Source organism: Mucilaginibacter sp. (genome assembly GCF_039925265.1).
Lineage (GTDB): Bacteria > Bacteroidota > Bacteroidia > Sphingobacteriales > Sphingobacteriaceae > Mucilaginibacter.
This window is the reverse complement of record NZ_JBDSZG010000015.1, coordinates 17,792-33,426: the sequence shown is the minus strand read 5'-3', so window position 1 is coordinate 33,426 and position 15,635 is coordinate 17,792. Positions and strand designations below refer to the sequence as shown.

Annotated in this window: 15 protein-coding genes; all 15 read left to right on the top strand. The window is 43.3% G+C overall.

Annotated features, from left to right (window positions below; genetic code table 11):
* The 15 genes from ABIX36_RS07830 (at position 1) to rfaE1 (ending at position 15,632) form a co-directional block, all read left to right on the top strand.
* A complete protein-coding gene (locus ABIX36_RS07830) occupies positions 1–897 on the top strand; it encodes an acetaldehyde dehydrogenase (acetylating) (protein ID WP_348081610.1) in 897 nt (298 codons plus the stop codon).
* Positions 897–1,910 carry a 4-hydroxy-2-oxovalerate aldolase gene (dmpG, locus tag ABIX36_RS07825; RefSeq protein ID WP_348081609.1) on the top strand — a complete coding sequence of 338 codons (1,014 nt, stop codon included), beginning with the start codon at positions 897–899 and terminating at the stop codon, positions 1,908–1,910. The genes ABIX36_RS07830 and dmpG overlap by 1 nt, the downstream gene beginning before the upstream one ends.
* The gene (locus ABIX36_RS07820) at positions 1,907–2,965 is read left to right on the top strand and encodes an NAD(P)-dependent oxidoreductase (RefSeq protein WP_348081608.1); all 1,059 of its coding nucleotides are present in this window, start codon (positions 1,907–1,909) and stop codon (positions 2,963–2,965) included. Before dmpG ends, ABIX36_RS07820 begins: the two co-directional genes overlap by 4 nt.
* A 41-nt stretch (positions 2,966–3,006) precedes the next feature.
* Positions 3,007–4,314, top strand: coding sequence for a lipopolysaccharide biosynthesis protein RfbH (rfbH, locus tag ABIX36_RS07815; protein WP_348081607.1), 1,308 nt, complete (start codon positions 3,007–3,009; stop codon positions 4,312–4,314).
* A 57-nt stretch (positions 4,315–4,371) separates the two neighbouring features.
* A complete protein-coding gene (locus tag ABIX36_RS07810; RefSeq protein WP_348081606.1) occupies positions 4,372–5,844 on the top strand; it encodes an oligosaccharide flippase family protein in 1,473 nt (490 codons plus the stop codon).
* A gap of 37 nt (positions 5,845–5,881) precedes the next feature.
* Positions 5,882–6,589, top strand: a complete 708-nt coding sequence (locus tag ABIX36_RS07805; RefSeq protein ID WP_348081605.1) for a CatB-related O-acetyltransferase — start codon at positions 5,882–5,884, stop codon at positions 6,587–6,589.
* Positions 6,590–6,669: 80 nt separating this feature from the next.
* Positions 6,670–7,221 carry an acyltransferase gene (locus tag ABIX36_RS07800; RefSeq protein ID WP_348081604.1) on the top strand — a complete coding sequence of 184 codons (552 nt, stop codon included), beginning with the start codon at positions 6,670–6,672 and terminating at the stop codon, positions 7,219–7,221.
* A 2-nt stretch (positions 7,222–7,223) separates the two neighbouring features.
* Positions 7,224–8,663 (top strand): hypothetical protein, encoded by a 1,440-nt coding sequence (locus ABIX36_RS07795; RefSeq protein ID WP_348081603.1) that lies wholly within the window; start codon positions 7,224–7,226, stop codon positions 8,661–8,663.
* Between the two features lie 9 nt (positions 8,664–8,672).
* The gene (locus ABIX36_RS07790) at positions 8,673–9,737 is read left to right on the top strand and encodes an acyltransferase (RefSeq protein WP_348081602.1); all 1,065 of its coding nucleotides are present in this window, start codon (positions 8,673–8,675) and stop codon (positions 9,735–9,737) included.
* Between the two features lie 25 nt (positions 9,738–9,762).
* A complete protein-coding gene (locus ABIX36_RS07785; protein ID WP_348081601.1) occupies positions 9,763–10,644 on the top strand; it encodes a glycosyltransferase family 2 protein in 882 nt (293 codons plus the stop codon).
* A gap of 109 nt (positions 10,645–10,753) precedes the next feature.
* Positions 10,754–11,929: a glycosyltransferase family 9 protein gene (locus ABIX36_RS07780; protein ID WP_348081600.1), complete on the top strand. Its 1,176-nt coding sequence runs from the start codon at positions 10,754–10,756 to the stop codon at positions 11,927–11,929.
* Positions 11,930–11,933: 4 nt separating this feature from the next.
* Positions 11,934–12,509 (top strand): acyltransferase, encoded by a 576-nt coding sequence (locus ABIX36_RS07775; protein WP_348081599.1) that lies wholly within the window; start codon positions 11,934–11,936, stop codon positions 12,507–12,509.
* Complete coding sequence (locus ABIX36_RS07770; RefSeq protein WP_348081598.1) at positions 12,506–13,639, top strand: NAD-dependent epimerase/dehydratase family protein; 1,134 nt, start codon at positions 12,506–12,508, stop codon at positions 13,637–13,639. Before ABIX36_RS07775 ends, ABIX36_RS07770 begins: the two co-directional genes overlap by 4 nt.
* Entirely contained in the window at positions 13,639–14,640 is a 1,002-nt protein-coding gene (locus ABIX36_RS07765; RefSeq protein ID WP_348081597.1) for a glycosyltransferase, read from the top strand. The genes ABIX36_RS07770 and ABIX36_RS07765 overlap by 1 nt, the downstream gene beginning before the upstream one ends.
* A 38-nt stretch (positions 14,641–14,678) precedes the next feature.
* The gene (gene rfaE1, locus ABIX36_RS07760) at positions 14,679–15,632 is read left to right on the top strand and encodes a D-glycero-beta-D-manno-heptose-7-phosphate kinase (RefSeq protein ID WP_348081596.1); all 954 of its coding nucleotides are present in this window, start codon (positions 14,679–14,681) and stop codon (positions 15,630–15,632) included.
* Positions 15,633–15,635: the final 3 nt, after the last annotated feature.

Below are 15,635 nucleotides of genomic sequence, written 5' to 3'. Positions count from 1 at the left end.
ATGAGCAAACTAAAGGTAGCCATATTAGGAAGCGGAAACATCGGGACGGACCTGCTGATCAAAATTCAGCGGTCGGAATACCTGGAGTGCGTGCTTTTTATTGGCCGTAACCTATCCTCCCCGGGTATGGCAAAAGCTATTAGTTTGGGTGTAAAAGTTTCCGATCAAAGCATTAATGCCATTGTAAAAGACCCGGATTGCTGCGACCTGGTATTTGATGCTACATCCGCAAAAGACGCCCAGCACCATTGGGCAATACTGAAGAAATTAGGAAAGATAGTTGTGGACATGACCCCCGCAAAAATCGGCGGCCTGTGTATCCCCGCGGTGAATCTGAATGATGCAATCGCGCAGCAAAACGTAAATATGGTAACCTGTGGCGGCCAGGCCTCTATACCCATCGCTTACCTCATCGGGCAAACACACCCGGAGGTGGAGTATATTGAAGTAGTATCCAGCATCGCATCGCGCAGCGCAGGGCCGGCAACAAGGCTAAACCTGGATGAATATATAGAAACTACCGAGGAGGGCGTAAGGCTGTTCTCTGGTGCAAAAAGGGCAAAGGCTATTTTGAATTTGAACCCGGCCAATCCCTGCATTGATATGCAAACCACCATATTTGCCAAGGTTTCCAACCCTAACATCGAAGCGTTAACGCTTGCTGTGGAAGCAATGGTAAAGAATATAAACTCTTATGTGCCGGGCTATCAATTACTGGTATCGCCGATATATGAGAATGGCCGCATTGTAGTAATGGTTAAAGCGCAGGGTCTGGGCGATTATCTGCCTAAATACGCGGGTAATCTGGATATCATCAATTGCGCGGCAATAGCCGTAGCAGAGGAGTACGCCAAAAAAGCGTCCGACCCGGCTGGTACGAACTTTTTAGCAAATTAATGAAGCAACATATACTCATCAGCGACCCTACACTGCGCGACGGCAACCACGCTGTATCGCACCAGCTATCTGCCAAACAGGTAGCGACGTATTGCGAGGCGGCGAATAACGCAGGTGTACCTATTGTTGAGGTAGGGCATGGTAATGGACTGGGTGCCTCATCACTACAGGTAGGGGAGAGTTTGGAAAGCGATGAAGTATTGTTAACAACAGCACGCAAACACCTCAGCAAAAGCAAGCTGGGCATCCATGTTATCCCGGGTTTTGCCACGATACAGCGCGACCTAAGGATGGCGATTGAATGGGGTGTTGATGTGATCCGCGTAGCCTCACATTGTACCGAAGCGGATATTACGCAACGCCATATAGGCTACTCCCGCGAAAAGGGTAAGGAAACCTATGGTGTACTGATGATGACCCACATGGCATCGCCGGAACTGTTGGTAGAAGAGGCCCAAAAGATGGAGCTGTACGGCGCCGAAGGCATTATTATTATGGATTCGGCGGGCGCCTATTTACCATCTGATGTTACTGAACGTATTACTGCCTTGGTTGACGGATTGGCTATCCCGGTAGGCTTTCACGGTCATAATAACCTGGGGATGGGCATTGCAAACAGCATTGCTGCGATAGAAGCCGGAGCGACTATGCTGGATGGAACGGCCCGTGGCTTTGGTGCCGGGGCAGGTAATGCTCAGTTGGAAGTACTGATAGCCGTTTTAGAAAAAATGGGCTACTCAACCGGCGTAAACCTTTATAAAATATTGGATGCTGCGGATATTGCCGAGCGGGAGATTATGCCTGTGGTGCCGGTAATAAAATCTGAAAGCGTGGTGAGCGGGCTTGCGGGGGTGTTCTCGGGTTTCTCCAAGCATGTAAACCGCATCTCCAAAGAATATAATGTTGACCAGCGCGATGTATACTTCGAACTGGGCAGGCGCAAGGTGGTGGCGGGGCAGGAGGATCTGATCATAGAGGTTGTTTTGGATATTGTTAAACGCCGGGAAAAATGAAAAAAGAACAATTAAACGATATAAAAGCCGATTGCAGGGCTTCGCTAAGCGGGTACATACCATCGCTCGAAGTTTTGCGCGGGCAAAGCATTTTGGTAACCGGCGGTACCGGCTTTATTGGCAAATGGATTACCGAAGTGACCTCCGTTTTAAACGACGACGAAAACTTCGGCATAAAACTTTACCTGCTGGCGCGCGATATGGAAGATTACCGCGCTGAGGTTCCGCATTTGGCCGCGCTGAAATACGTTACGCTGATAGAGCAGGACATTCGCAATGTGAGCGTTTTACCGGAGGATGTCCGCTGGATCATTCACGCCGCTGGTTCGCCGGATAACCGTACGCACGTAAGCAACCCGCTAAAAACCATCGAAACGTTTTATAAGGGAACGCAAGCCTTATTAGATGCCTGTTTACGTTTACCGGGGCTAAATAAATTTGTACACCTTAGTTCCAATACCATATACGGCCACCCGCTGCAATCATCGCCGCAAGGTATCAAAGAAGGTGAGATAGGCGTATCTGACAGTAACACCGTAAACGCCGCCTACAGCGAAGCAAAACGCATGGCAGAGACCGTTTGCGCCATCTACCGCAACCAGCAGAAACTGCCGGTGGTGATCACCCGCCCGTTCTCGTTCATTGGCCCATACCAAAATTTAGAGAAGCCATGGGCCATTAACAACTTCATCAGGGATAGCATCCTGAACGGCCCCATCCGCATATTAGGTAACGAGAACACCATGCGCAGCTACCTCTACGGCAGCGATGTAGCCTGCTGGTTACTGATGGCGCTTGCCAACGGCAAAACTGCGGCTACCTATAATATTGGCGGTGATGAGGCTATTTCACTAAAGGACCTGACCGGTAAAATAACAGCCAACTTCCCCAATAAAATTGACGTATTGCTGAAATACTCAAAAGCCTACCCCGTGCAATCATCCATATCTATACCAAATACCTCGGCTATTAAAGAGACTCTGGGTGTAAAGCAACAAATTGGGTTCGATAGCGCGCTGAAGAAAACCATAGAGTGGTATAAAAAGAGACAATAAATAAAAGACGAAAGACATTAGCACCTACTAAATATATCACTATGCACCCCTACAAAAATATCGACGATAGTATAAAAAGCCAGTTAGCGGCTGTCATCAAAAAAAACACCACCAGGGAAATTATCGCGGGTAAAAACTATATAGCGGTTACCGGCAAGGTGATGGATGAAGAAGATATTTTATATGGGGTAGATGCTGCCTTGGACGGCTGGCTTACCGCCGGGCGTTTTGCAAATTCTTTTGAGTACGACTTTGCCAAATACTTCGGCGCACATAAAGCGCTGTTGGTAAATTCCGGCTCATCGGCAAATTTAGTAGCGTTTTACGCGCTTACTTCTACAAAACTGGGCGACCGCGCCGTAAAACCCGGCGACGAGGTTATAACCGTCGCAGCTGGTTTCCCAACCACGGTAAACCCAATGATCCAGTTTGGTGCTATCCCGGTATTTGTGGATGTGGATATAGCCACACACAACGTAAAGGCCGAAGATATTGAGGCGGCTGTATCGCCAAAAACCAAAGCGATCATGATAGCGCATTCTCTCGGCAACCCATTCGACCTGGATGAGGTAATGAGGGTGGCCAAAAAATATAACCTGTGGGTTGTGGAGGACGATTGCGACAGCCTTGGCGCAACATATCGCGGGCAAAAAACAGGCACATTCGGCGATATCTCCACGTTCTCATTTTACCCGGCACACCACATCACCATGGGAGAGGGCGGCGCCGTTTTAATAAACAACCCCGAACTGGCCAAAGTAGCCGAAAGCTTTAGAGACTGGGGCCGCGATTGCTATTGCGAACCGGGAAAAGATAACACCTGCGGATGCCGCTTCTCGCAGCAATTGGGTTCGTTACCTTACGGATACGACCATAAATACACTTATTCGCACATTGGCTTCAACCTTAAAGTTACCGATATGCAGGCTGCATTCGGCGTATCGCAGCTAAAAAAAGTGGATCACTTTGTGCAGCGCCGCCGCGAGAATTATAAGGCACTTTACGAGCGCATGAAAGAGTTGGAGGAGATATTTATCCTGCCCGAACCTACAAAGCATAGCGATCCATCATGGTTTGGTTTCCTGCTTACCCTACGTGAAGGAGACGCTGCCGACAGGCATATGCTGGTGCAACACCTCGAAGAAAAAATGATAGGCACACGGCTTTTATTCGGTGGTAATTTATTGCGTCAGCCAGCGTATGCCAACATTAACCACCGCACTGTAGGTGACCTTGCCAATACGGATATCATCATGAACCAGTCCTTCTGGCTGGGTGTTTGGCCGGGCCTCAACGAAAGCCATTATGATTATATACTGGACATTATTAAGGATTATATAAATAATTGAGCCTATATTTGCACCCTTTAAAAAGCTATTGGCTTATTTAAGAGTGCAATTTTTTATATGATCGATACTACTAAAAAGGCTGGTAAACACCTCGTACTCATTAACGTAATAAGTTCTGGCGCGCAGGTTTTATTGATAGGGCTTGTTTATTTTTTTCTTTACCGCATCCTTTTAAAATCTCTTGGTGTTGAGTTGCTCGGCGTATGGTCGGTAGTATTATCCACCTCTTCGTTAGCTAACCTGGCCAACTTTGGCGTAGCCGATTCGGTGATCAGGTTTGTGGCATTGTATTCTAAAGATGACGACAGGAGCAAAATGCGTGAGCTGATCTTTACGGCTTCGTTATTTTTATTGGGCCTGTTTTTACTCATCGCATGTGTCATTTACCCTTTTGCAGACCTGATACTTAAGCACGTATTGCCTCTCAAGTATTTAAACGAAGGTTTACTGATATTGCCTTATTCGCTACTTTGCCTTATTATAAACGCGGTGAACGGCGTGTTTTCTTCGGTGTTGGATGGGCTACAAAAAAACTACATCCGCAGTATATTATTTAGTTTATCATCTCTTTTATTGCTGGGAGCAACCTATTTCCTTGTTCCGCATTATGGGCTGCAGGGAGTAGCCTTTGCACAAGTTGCACAATCCTTATTTACACTTTCGGCCTGCATGGTGTTTGTAATTATCCATACGGCTTATAATCCCCTAAAATGGAATTGGAGTAAAGCTATTTTTAAGCAGATTTTTAGTTACGGCATGAAGTTTCAGTTTATTTCGTTGGCCAACATGCTTAACGAGCCGGTAACCAAAATACTATTAGGCAAATTTGGCGGAATGGCGTTTGTAGGTTACTACGAAATGGCTAACCGCTTACTAATGCAGGCGCGGGGCGTTATTGTAAACAGCACACAATCTTTAGTCCCCATTATGGTGAATTTAAATGATGACGTACCGGCAGTGCAGACGTTCTATAAAAAAATATTTTCTAATGTGCTGTTCTTCTCGCTGGCAAGCACGGCTTTCATTATATTGGGTGGCCGTTTGGTTGCGTTGTTATGGATAGGCAACTATCAGCCCGTGTTTTACTATACACTTATTATACTGGCCTGTAGTTTATTTGTAAACCTGCTTATAACGCCATCGTACTTTTATTATATGGCCAAGGCTAATTTAAATGTGCTGATAAAAACACATTTATTACTTGGCCTGGCTAATGCCGCCATTAGTTTTTTGCTCGGGTACATGATAGGTGGTTATGGCGTAGTTTTGGGATGGTTTGCGGCGGTTATTATAGGTTCATTTTATATTATGCTGCATTTTGGCAAACGTTTTAGTGTAAATGTAAACGTGCTGTTAAGGCGATCGGACATTTATTATGCGTTGGCACTTTTTGTGGTTGTGTTGTTTAATGTTTGCAACTTTGTAAAGGCATATACCCTGATAACAGATATTGCCTGCCTGGTAATAGCCACCGCCATTGTTTGTTATTATTTTTTAAAATTTAAAATAGCAGATATACGCAACAGGTAGCCTTAGCTTTACCTTAGCGATATGCAATACAGATATCATGTTTAAAAAGTACATCGACACCGGTTTTCTTAGCAACCCTTTATTAGCGTATTTTAAATGGTTGGCCGGTAAGATTCGCTACCAAACTAAATATTGGGGAAGTCATTTACGTATTGGCTACAAAAGCAGGGCAATTAATGTGGTTTTTGGGAAATATAACTGGCTGGCGGAAAACGCTTTTGTAGCAAACTCCAGCCTTGGCGATTTTAGTTATGTTTCAGACGGTACCGTGATATTGGAAGCCGAAATAGGTAAATTTTGTTCGATAGGGCCAAACGTTCGCATAGCACCGGGTAAACACCCTACGCGTACCATTGTAAGTACGCATCCGGCCATATACTCAAACCCGCCCTATTGCTTAAAAAACTTTTCGCCTGATGACAAACACAACCCTTACCGTAAGGTAACAATAGGTAACGATGTTTGGATCTGTGCAAACGCTGTTATTTCTGATGGGATCACCATAGGAGATGGGGCCATAATTGCTTCTAATGCGGTGGTTACGAAAAATGTGGACCCTTACTCCATTGTTGGCGGTATACCTGCCAGGCACATCAGGTATAGGTTCGAACCCGAAGAGATACAAAAGCTGCTCGCCACTAAATGGTGGGATAAAGACACCGAATGGTTAGAAAAAAACGCGCCGTTGTTATGGAACGTTAAAGATTATATGGAGTTAAACGTTGACCCTAACACCAAAATTTAATTTGATATTTGCATTTGATGAGCTATCGCCTTAAAATTTATTACTACTATTTTTTATTGCTTTTCTTTAACCGCTTTAAAATGAAAAGCTGCGGTAAAAAAAACATAGTGCTTAACCCACTACTGATAACTTACCAATACTTAGCTACCGGCGATAAGGTTTTTATACGCGATGGGGCGAGAATAGAAGGCGTACCGGCGCACCTTAACCAACAATACAACCCTTTAATAACCATTGGCAACAATGTATCTATAGAGCAAAATTTACACCTTACCTGCGCTAATAAAATTATAATTGGAAGTAATACTGCCATTGCAGCAAACGTAACCATCAGCGATATAAACCACCCTTACACCGATATTACCCTTGCGCCAGACCGCCAGCCCCTGGAGGTAAGCAGCGTAACCATAGGCAACGATTGTAAGATATATAACAACGTGGTTATTTTACCAGGCACTGTGCTTGGATTGCATACCGTAGTTGCGGCAAATTCGGTAGTATTAGGTAAAACCTATCCCGATTATTGCGTGCTCGCGGGTACGCCGGCACGTATTATAAAACAGTATTCTTTCGATAACGGTGTTTGGGAAAGCGTGCCCGCAACAAAACCAATTAACGAGCAGCATTCATAAAAATGGAGGCCACGTCAATTATAGAAGAGGGTTTTGTAAGCATAGAATGCATACTGTTTACAGCCTTTTTATTTTGGATGTACAATAAGCGCAAAATAGGTGCTATCGAGTTGATACTTTATAGCGTTGCCAGTTCAACGTTTATCATATCATTTATTAGTAATACCATAGCTCCGCTATTTTTTGTAACAACCTACTTTTTTGCATCGGAAGCTATCGCACTTATACGGGGCAGGCTATTATTGCGGTTATCTATGCTCATTATCCTTTTTCTGCCATTTTTATCATCCATCATAATATCTCTTTTAGTTTTAGCGGGCTTTGACGTGTTTGAAGGCAGCAACCCGCCAATAGCGCGGGTGTATTACGACGGCTTTTTCTTTTATGGTAAATTCTTTTTGCCCCTGGTATTCCTGGGCACCCGTATGTTTAAAGAAGGCCAGGTAAAAAGTACCGAGTATTTTTTTGACGTGGTAAAAAAAGTAGCCCTTATCTCTTGTTATATTGGGCTGTTCCAATTGTTCTTGTCAACTGCTACCAGCAATTCATTACTCCTGCGGATCTTTGGGTTACGCAGCCAGTATTTAAGTTACACAGCCAATGATGTACAGGCCGGCAGTGCTCGTATATCCGCTTTTTTTGTGGAACCTAAAACCTTGGCCTCCTTCCTGGTTTTTTCTTTTCCCTTATTTTTGAGAGACAAAAAATTAATTCCTATAGCAATTGTTTTGATGGTTGGTCTGCTCACCGCATCGCAAACATTTGTAATAGGCGTAATAATAGCCATAGTGGTATTTTACCTGTTCCGGAGGATAAAAAACATACGGCTGAACATTGCTTTAGTGCTTGCTACCATATTGCTTACAGTTTACAGTATTTCGATATTAAAGCAGGTGTTATTTGATTTTTATTTGGCGCACAGCGATAATTACGTTGTTAACCTGGTGTTATCGCGGGCCATTGAACGGTACGACGTGCAGGACCTTAACGCCGCCGATAGCCAGGTAGGGGGATTGCCTTTACAAAAAGACTCTGAATTGCCCGTATATAAATTTTTCGAGGACCAACCGTGGTTATACCTAACCGGTTATGGTATAAAAAATGGCGGCTACATACCAACCCGCTACTTTGTTTACAACGTGGAAGGCTCCAGGCCGCTTGGCACGTTAACCTATAATCTGGATATGCGATGGTTTTATTTTGTTTGCGAATTTGGGCTCGTCATTTTCTTCACCTGGCTTTGTTATTTCACAAGGAAATTCAATTCGCCCATTATTACCTCCTTCGAGAATAAGTACTATGCGTTTTTAATTGCGTTTTTATTTTTTAATGGTGTAGAATTGTTTGTTATAATTATTTACGGTTTTTATTTGGGCAGGTGTTATTTTGCAATGCAAGATAATTTATCGCCTGGCGCCGATACAGTCACACAACTATCTTAACCCATAACTTTGTCTAACCAATCACATACAACCCGCATAGCGGATCCAAAAAAGCACCGGCTCGGATTCTTGGATTTCTTACGTTTTATAGCCGCTTTCGCTGTATTATTTCAGCACGTTTTTGAAAACATATGGCCCGCTTTCAAACATTTTACCACCTATTATTTTCAATGCGGATTATTTGGTGTAATGGTTTTTTTCCTCACCAGCGGTTTCATTATCCCGGTTTCGTTAGAAAAAGGTGCTTCTCTTAAAACATTTTGGATAAGCCGTATTTTCAGGCTCTTCCCCTTGTATCTGCTCAGTATCGTATCGGTGTTAATTAGTATCCGGTTAGGGCTATACCCGGCGGGCTTCCCGGCGGCAAAAACCATTATCATTAACATATTTATGTTCCAGCATTTTTTGGGTGTACCAGATGTAATGCCGTTATATTGGACACTGTGCCTCGAACTGCTCTTTTACTTCATTATATCTGCAATTTTCTTTTTTGGGTTCATCAAAAAAACGATGTGGATAGCACTGGCCTTTTTGGCGTTATCGTTTTTTGCGGGGGGCGTAGCCATCGGTATTCTTCATTTAGCCGGCGGGGGATGGGGGATGATCTTTTTCCTGACCAGCATGTTTGTTGGTACGCTGTTTTACCGCCTTGTAAACGGCGAGTTATCGGCCCGGGCATTTGCCGGCATGATGTTATTGGTTTTAATGGTACTGCTGTTTAATACCTATACAAACCTATACGGAAAAGACCAGCCTGCCTTGGGTGGCGATAAAAGTTTTTTACCTGTTACACTGGCCATACTTGCAGCGTATTTAGTGTTTTTTGCAGCGGTATCGCTCCGTAATATAAAATTCCCGGTGTATTTGGTTTATATGGGCACCATAAGTTACTCGCTTTACCTTGTTCAGGGCACGATACTTGTTATTATACCCGCCATTGGCAATACGGCGGTTACAGCGGTTATATGGATAGGCGTTACCATTTCGGTATCGGTGATCACCTATAATTTAATAGAAAAACCCTTTATAAAAATTGGAAAAAAGTTAAGCGGCGCTTCGTCAAAAAAAGCTTAACACATAAATAAGAGAAAAAATAGCTATGGCAAAAGTAGGTTTAGTTACCGTTTTATACAAAAGTGATGATGTGCTGGAAGGGTTTTTCCAAAGCCTTTCCGTCCAAACTTTTAAGGATTATCATCTGTACCTTATTGATAATTCGCCCGGTGCCGAAACGGACGCTGTTGTAAACCAATTACTAAACAAGTACCCAATCTGCCATATCACCCATATAAAAAACCCCGGCAATTACGGGGTAGCTAAAGGAAATAACCAGGGGATAGAACTGGCTTTAAAAGATAATAGCGCTTACGTAGTGTTATTAAATAACGACATTGATTTTCCGCAGGATTTTTTGCTGGCAGACATGGTAAAATGTGCCGAAGAAAAAAATGAGGCTGTTATCATCCCCAAGATATTTTACCACGGCACCCGCACTATATGGATGGCCGGCGGCACTATGCTAAAATACAAAGGCTATACCGGCCATGTTGGCGATAACCAGCAGGATACCGAAGCATTTAACAAAGAAGGCTATTTTGATTACGCGCCAACCTGCTTTATGCTGCTAAACAGTAAGGTTTTCGATAAAGTTGGCCTGATGGACGAAAAATACTTTGTTTACTATGATGATACCGACTTTGTAGTAAGGCTGATAAAAGCCGGCTACAAAATATTTTATATGCCAACACTGGAGGTGTTCCACAAGGTATCGAGCAGTACAGGCGGGGGCGAATCGCTGTTTTCTATCTATTACCTTAATCGTAACCGGGTTTATTTTATCCGTAAAAATTATTCTTTCCCGGTTAAGCAGGTGGCACTGGCTTACACGGTTTTAACCCGCGGATTGCGCTACCTCCACTATAAACAAGATCAAAAGAAAGAAATGTTCCGCGGTTTTAAAGATGGTTTCAGCATCACTTAATAATAGTAAAGCAGTACAAAACAAACCCAAATATTCAGGTGCGTTTTAATACCCGGTTTATTGTAACTTTGCACCCGCGTTAAACGCCCATAGCACTTTAATAATACATATGCCAACATTTAATCTTCAGAAAACAGAGAAGCTTAAAAAGATAGATAAAATATTCAAGGCGTTTTACCTGTTCCCCAAAAACAAAAAGGTTTACCCGTCTATAAAAAAGGATGAGATATTTAACCTGGTTATCCTGGGGTTTTTATTAATAGGCGATACCATTATGTACCTGCCTGCTTTCCGTATCATCCGTAAAAACTTCCCTAATGCCAAAATTACCCTGGTTTGCGAAAAAGCCGTGAAAACCATTTTGGAAGAGCAGGGCGTGATAGATGATTTTGTGATTATTAAATGCCCCTGGATAGCGCCTGTGAATTACTCGTTTAAAAATCTGTTTAATTTCTTTTCTGCGATCCGCATCATCAATCAAAAAAAATACGACTTCGCGATAGATTTCCGTGGCGACTGGCGCAATATTTTTTACCTGAATTTTATTAAGGCCAGCCGTAAAGCCAGTTATAATTTCACCGGCGGCGAATATATGCTTACCGATATTGTTACGCCCAATAACAATATTGTGCATTTCACAGAAGAGTCGCTTTACTTTTTACAACAGCTGGGTTGCACCTTTAGTGATGCCGATAGGCTGCCATCATTAACATCATCCCAGGCGGACAGTACTTATGTAGAAAACTATAAAATTCAAAACAATTTAAAGGGCAAATTGGTTATCGGTGTTCATCCGGGCACAAGCCAGGAAGTAAAGCGCTGGGACGAGCAAAAGTACAGCGAACTAATGATAAAGCTGGCTGCTGCAAACGCCGATGCCACCTTTATTATATACGAAGGGCCCAACGAACGCAACACCGTAGCCCAAATAGAAAACGAATTAAAAGCAAATAATGTTGGCTACATTATCATAAATAAAACCCTGCACGAGTACATATTGATGTTAAGCGCTTGTGATTTAGTAATTTGTAATGATAGCGGTGCCGCGCATATAGCAAGTGCGTTTGCCATACCTACGGTTGTTATTTTCGGAAATGTGGATCCTCAGTATGTAATACCGTACGGGGCAGACATCCGTAGAATTATTTCTCACCAAATGGAATGTAAACCTTGTTATCAAAGTTTTTGTAAGTTTGGCCACAATTTGTGCATTAAAAGTGTTGTCGTAGATGAGGTTTACAACGGAGTGATGGATATTGTAGGTTATAGTAAAACCCTTGTTTAATTGTATGTTATATAAGCTTAGCTGGGCCATCAATACCCAATTTCTACGATTACTCATCAGGCGTATAGGCCTGGTAAGCTACATTGGCAAACCCATATTAATTTATGGGGGCAGGGGCATAAGCATAGGCAACAAAGTGCGCATATTCCCCGGGCTGCGCGCCGAAACCCACCATGGTGGTAAAATCGTTATTGAGGAAGATGTATCCATAGGGCAAAATTTTCACATCATCAGTTCGGGCGAAAATTTAACAATAGCCAGCCATACCACCATATCGGGCAACGTATTTATTACCAATGTAGATCATGATTACCAGGATATTGCCGTGCACATCCTTCAACAAAAATATCTTGTAAAAACCACCCGCATAGGCGAAAACTGCTTTATTGGTTACGGTGCCGTATTGCAGGCGGGTACCATACTGGGCAAACAATGCATTGTGGGTTCTAACGCCGTACTGAGGGGAACATTCCCCGATTACTGTGTGATAGCAGGCGCACCGGCAAAAATTTTAAAACGATACAATCCCGAAACACTGGTTTGGGAGAAAACAGACTCAAAAGGCAATTTTACCAAATGAATATACTAATTACAGGCGGGGCAGGCTTTATCGGCTCAAACCTCGCGCTAAAACTTATCTCAAAAGGGCATACCCTTACCATTCTTGATAACCTCTCGAAACAAATCCACGGCGAAAACCCGGAGGAAGAATCTCCGCTATATAAATCAATAGCCGATAAGGTTAAATTTATAAAAGGCACCGTAGAAGCTGAAGCCGACTTGGTTGCGGCCATCCACGGGCAAGATGTAATAGTACATCTTGCAGCAGAAACCGGCACCGGCCAATCTATGTACCAAATAAAACGCTACACCGATGTAAACATTGGCGGTACGGCTTTATTGCTCGATATTTTGGCGAACAACCCTCATCAGGTTAAAAAGATCGTTATCGCTTCGTCGCGTTCTATTTATGGCGAGGGTAAATACCTGAGCGAAGAGCTTGGTTACGTATACCCAAAACACCGTACCGATGATTACATGCAAGCCGGCGATTTTGAAGTGAAGTACGCCGGTTGCGAAAAACCGCTTACGCTGGTAGCTACTGATGAGGATTCGAAGATCCACCCGTCATCTGTTTACGGTATCACCAAGCAAAACCAGGAGCAAATGATCATGACGGTTTGCCCAACTATTGGTATTGCGCCGGTTGCTTTCCGTTACCAAAATGTTTATGGCCCCGGCCAGTCGCTTTCTAACCCGTATACCGGTATCTTATCTATTTTCTCTACCCGTATCAAAAACGATAAGGATATTAACGTGTTTGAAGATGGCAAAGAAACCCGCGATTTCGTATTTATTGATGATGTGGTTGATGCTACCATCCTCGGTATAGAAAAAGACGAAGCCAATAACCAGGTATTTAACGTGGGCACCGGGATAGCTATAGAGGTGAATACCGTGGTAGAAGAACTAATGGCAAATTACGGCCGCACGGTACCGGTAACCATATCGGGTAATTACCGCCTGGGCGATATCAGGCATAATTATGCCGACCTTACCAGGATCAAATCGGTATTAGGTTTTGCGCCTAAGGTTGATTTTAAAACCGGGATAGCTAAATTTGCCGCATGGGTAAATACGCAGGAAATTAAAACGGACAAGTACCAGCAGTCATTACAGGAAATGAAAGATAAAGGCTTATTTAAATAATGGCAGCCGCTACCAAAAACGTACTTTTTATTGGCCCCAGGTTTTTTGGATACGAAGTGTCTATCTGCGACGCTCTGGAGGCTAATGGTTTCGGCGTGGATTTTTTTGATGAGCGCACCTCCAATAACTCGCTGATGAAGGCGGTTTTTAGGGTGAAGAAGAGCTTGCTGACCACCATAGTAGAAAAGTATTACAAAAACATAACCCGGCAGATAAAAGATAAAAAGTACGATTTCTTTTTTCTGATAAAAGGGGAGGTGGTACCGCAAAGCTTTATTAGTGATTTTAAAAAGAATAACCCCAATGCGAAGCTGATCTACTACACCTACGATTCAATTAATAACAACAACAAGAACTCGGTGTATATTTTAAAGCATTTTGATAAGTGCTTTAGCTTCGATTTTAAGGACGTAGCAGCTAACCCCGTGTTGAAATTAAAGCACCTGTTCTACACCAGGGAATACCAACAACAAACAAAGGCACCGGAGAAGCGGAAGTATACCATCTCGTTTGTGGGCACGCTGCATTCCAACCGCTATTCGGTAATAAAAGCGCTGTTCGCCAACTTTACCGATACATTTGTGTTCTTTTTTTCGCCTGCCAAATGGTTCTTTTGGTTTGAGAAAACGTTTAAAAGCTATTACAACAAAATACAATGGAGTGATGTAAGCTTTAATAAACTTACCCAGCAGGATGTGGCGGAGATCTTCGGCGAATCTAAAAGCGTGCTGGATATTCAGCGCTTTGGACAAAGCGGTTTAACAATGCGTACTTTTGAGGTATTGGCCGCGGGCGCTGTTTTAGTAACTACGAATACATCTATCCGCCAGGCGGAGTTTTTCGACCCTAATTACATCGTGGTGGTTGATGATATTAACGACGTAAAGAATATCGAAGAAATAGAAAGTAAAACCGCGGCATTAAAGGGCAGCATTTTAACAATCAACCCGGCGTTTGACAAATATTTTGTAAATAACTGGGTTAAAGAGTTTTTTGAATAGACCTATAATGGATGAGTGATCGTCCTTTAAATAAAAATATGAATTTTGATATTAAAGATGGTTTAAAAGTACTGGTGATAGGCGACCTGATGGTTGACCACTACATCTATGGTAATTGTAACCGCATTTCACCGGAAGCGCCAGTACCCGTGGTAGAGATCACCCGGGAATCGTACACGCTTGGTGGCGCGGGCAACGTGTTGGAAAACCTGATAACCTTCGGCTGCGAAGCCGATATTGTTGCCGTTGTAGGCGATGACGAAAATGCAGCCATCGTATTTGATGAACTGGCATCTAACAATATTAGTGGCCATGGCGTTATAAAAGACACAGATCGCTGCACCATCATGAAATCGAGAGTTTTGGTAACCAATCATCAGTTGATAAGGCTGGATCGCGAGATAACCAAACCGCTGCAACCCGCCAAAGAACAGGAGATACTGGCTTATTTAAAGCAGTACCTGGCGCAGCACGATATTGTTTTAATATCCGATTACAACAAGGGGCTGCTTACACCTACGCTGCTTAACGGTATTTTCAGCATTTGCCGCGAGCAAAACATCCAAACCATTGTTGACCCTAAAGGGATCGATTTCTCTAAATACAAAGGCGTAAATGTAATAAAGCCGAATCGTAAAGAAGCGGTAATTGCATCAGGCATCAGCATAACCGATACAGAAAGCCTTACCTCAGCCTGCATAAAAATACAGGAAATTACGGGTTGCGATAGCGTGGTCATCACCATGTCGGAAGATGGGATTGCCATGTACAACAGCGGGAAATTAGAGATCATCCCAACAAAGGCGCTTGATGTAGTAGATGTAACCGGTGCGGGCGATACTGTATTAGCATCACTTGGCGTTGCATTGGCATCGGGCAACACGCTGTATAATGCCTGCGATTTTGCCAACCACGCGGCGGCTGTTGTAGTAAACAAGGTAGGCAGCGCAACCGCTACTCTTGCCGAAGTAAAAGAAAAATTTGAAGATTAATTT

What these genes read in the sequence shown, in the direction of transcription:
- ABIX36_RS07830 (WP_348081610.1), top strand. Translation starts at nt 1, where the DNA reads ATGAGCAAACTAAAGGTAGCCATATTAGGAAGCGGAAACATCGGGACG.
- dmpG (WP_348081609.1), top strand. Translation starts at nt 897, where the DNA reads ATGAAGCAACATATACTCATCAGCGACCCTACACTGCGCGACGGCAAC.
- ABIX36_RS07820 (WP_348081608.1), top strand. Translation starts at nt 1,907, where the DNA reads ATGAAAAAAGAACAATTAAACGATATAAAAGCCGATTGCAGGGCTTCG.
- rfbH (WP_348081607.1), top strand. Translation starts at nt 3,007, where the DNA reads ATGCACCCCTACAAAAATATCGACGATAGTATAAAAAGCCAGTTAGCG.
- ABIX36_RS07810 (WP_348081606.1), top strand. Translation starts at nt 4,372, where the DNA reads ATGATCGATACTACTAAAAAGGCTGGTAAACACCTCGTACTCATTAAC.
- ABIX36_RS07805 (WP_348081605.1), top strand. Translation starts at nt 5,882, where the DNA reads ATGTTTAAAAAGTACATCGACACCGGTTTTCTTAGCAACCCTTTATTA.
- ABIX36_RS07800 (WP_348081604.1), top strand. Translation starts at nt 6,670, where the DNA reads ATGAAAAGCTGCGGTAAAAAAAACATAGTGCTTAACCCACTACTGATA.
- ABIX36_RS07795 (WP_348081603.1), top strand. Translation starts at nt 7,224, where the DNA reads ATGGAGGCCACGTCAATTATAGAAGAGGGTTTTGTAAGCATAGAATGC.
- ABIX36_RS07785 (WP_348081601.1), top strand. Translation starts at nt 9,763, where the DNA reads ATGGCAAAAGTAGGTTTAGTTACCGTTTTATACAAAAGTGATGATGTG.
- ABIX36_RS07780 (WP_348081600.1), top strand. Translation starts at nt 10,754, where the DNA reads ATGCCAACATTTAATCTTCAGAAAACAGAGAAGCTTAAAAAGATAGAT.
- ABIX36_RS07775 (WP_348081599.1), top strand. Translation starts at nt 11,934, where the DNA reads ATGTTATATAAGCTTAGCTGGGCCATCAATACCCAATTTCTACGATTA.
- ABIX36_RS07770 (WP_348081598.1), top strand. Translation starts at nt 12,506, where the DNA reads ATGAATATACTAATTACAGGCGGGGCAGGCTTTATCGGCTCAAACCTC.
- ABIX36_RS07765 (WP_348081597.1), top strand. Translation starts at nt 13,639, where the DNA reads ATGGCAGCCGCTACCAAAAACGTACTTTTTATTGGCCCCAGGTTTTTT.
- rfaE1 (WP_348081596.1), top strand. Translation starts at nt 14,679, where the DNA reads ATGAATTTTGATATTAAAGATGGTTTAAAAGTACTGGTGATAGGCGAC.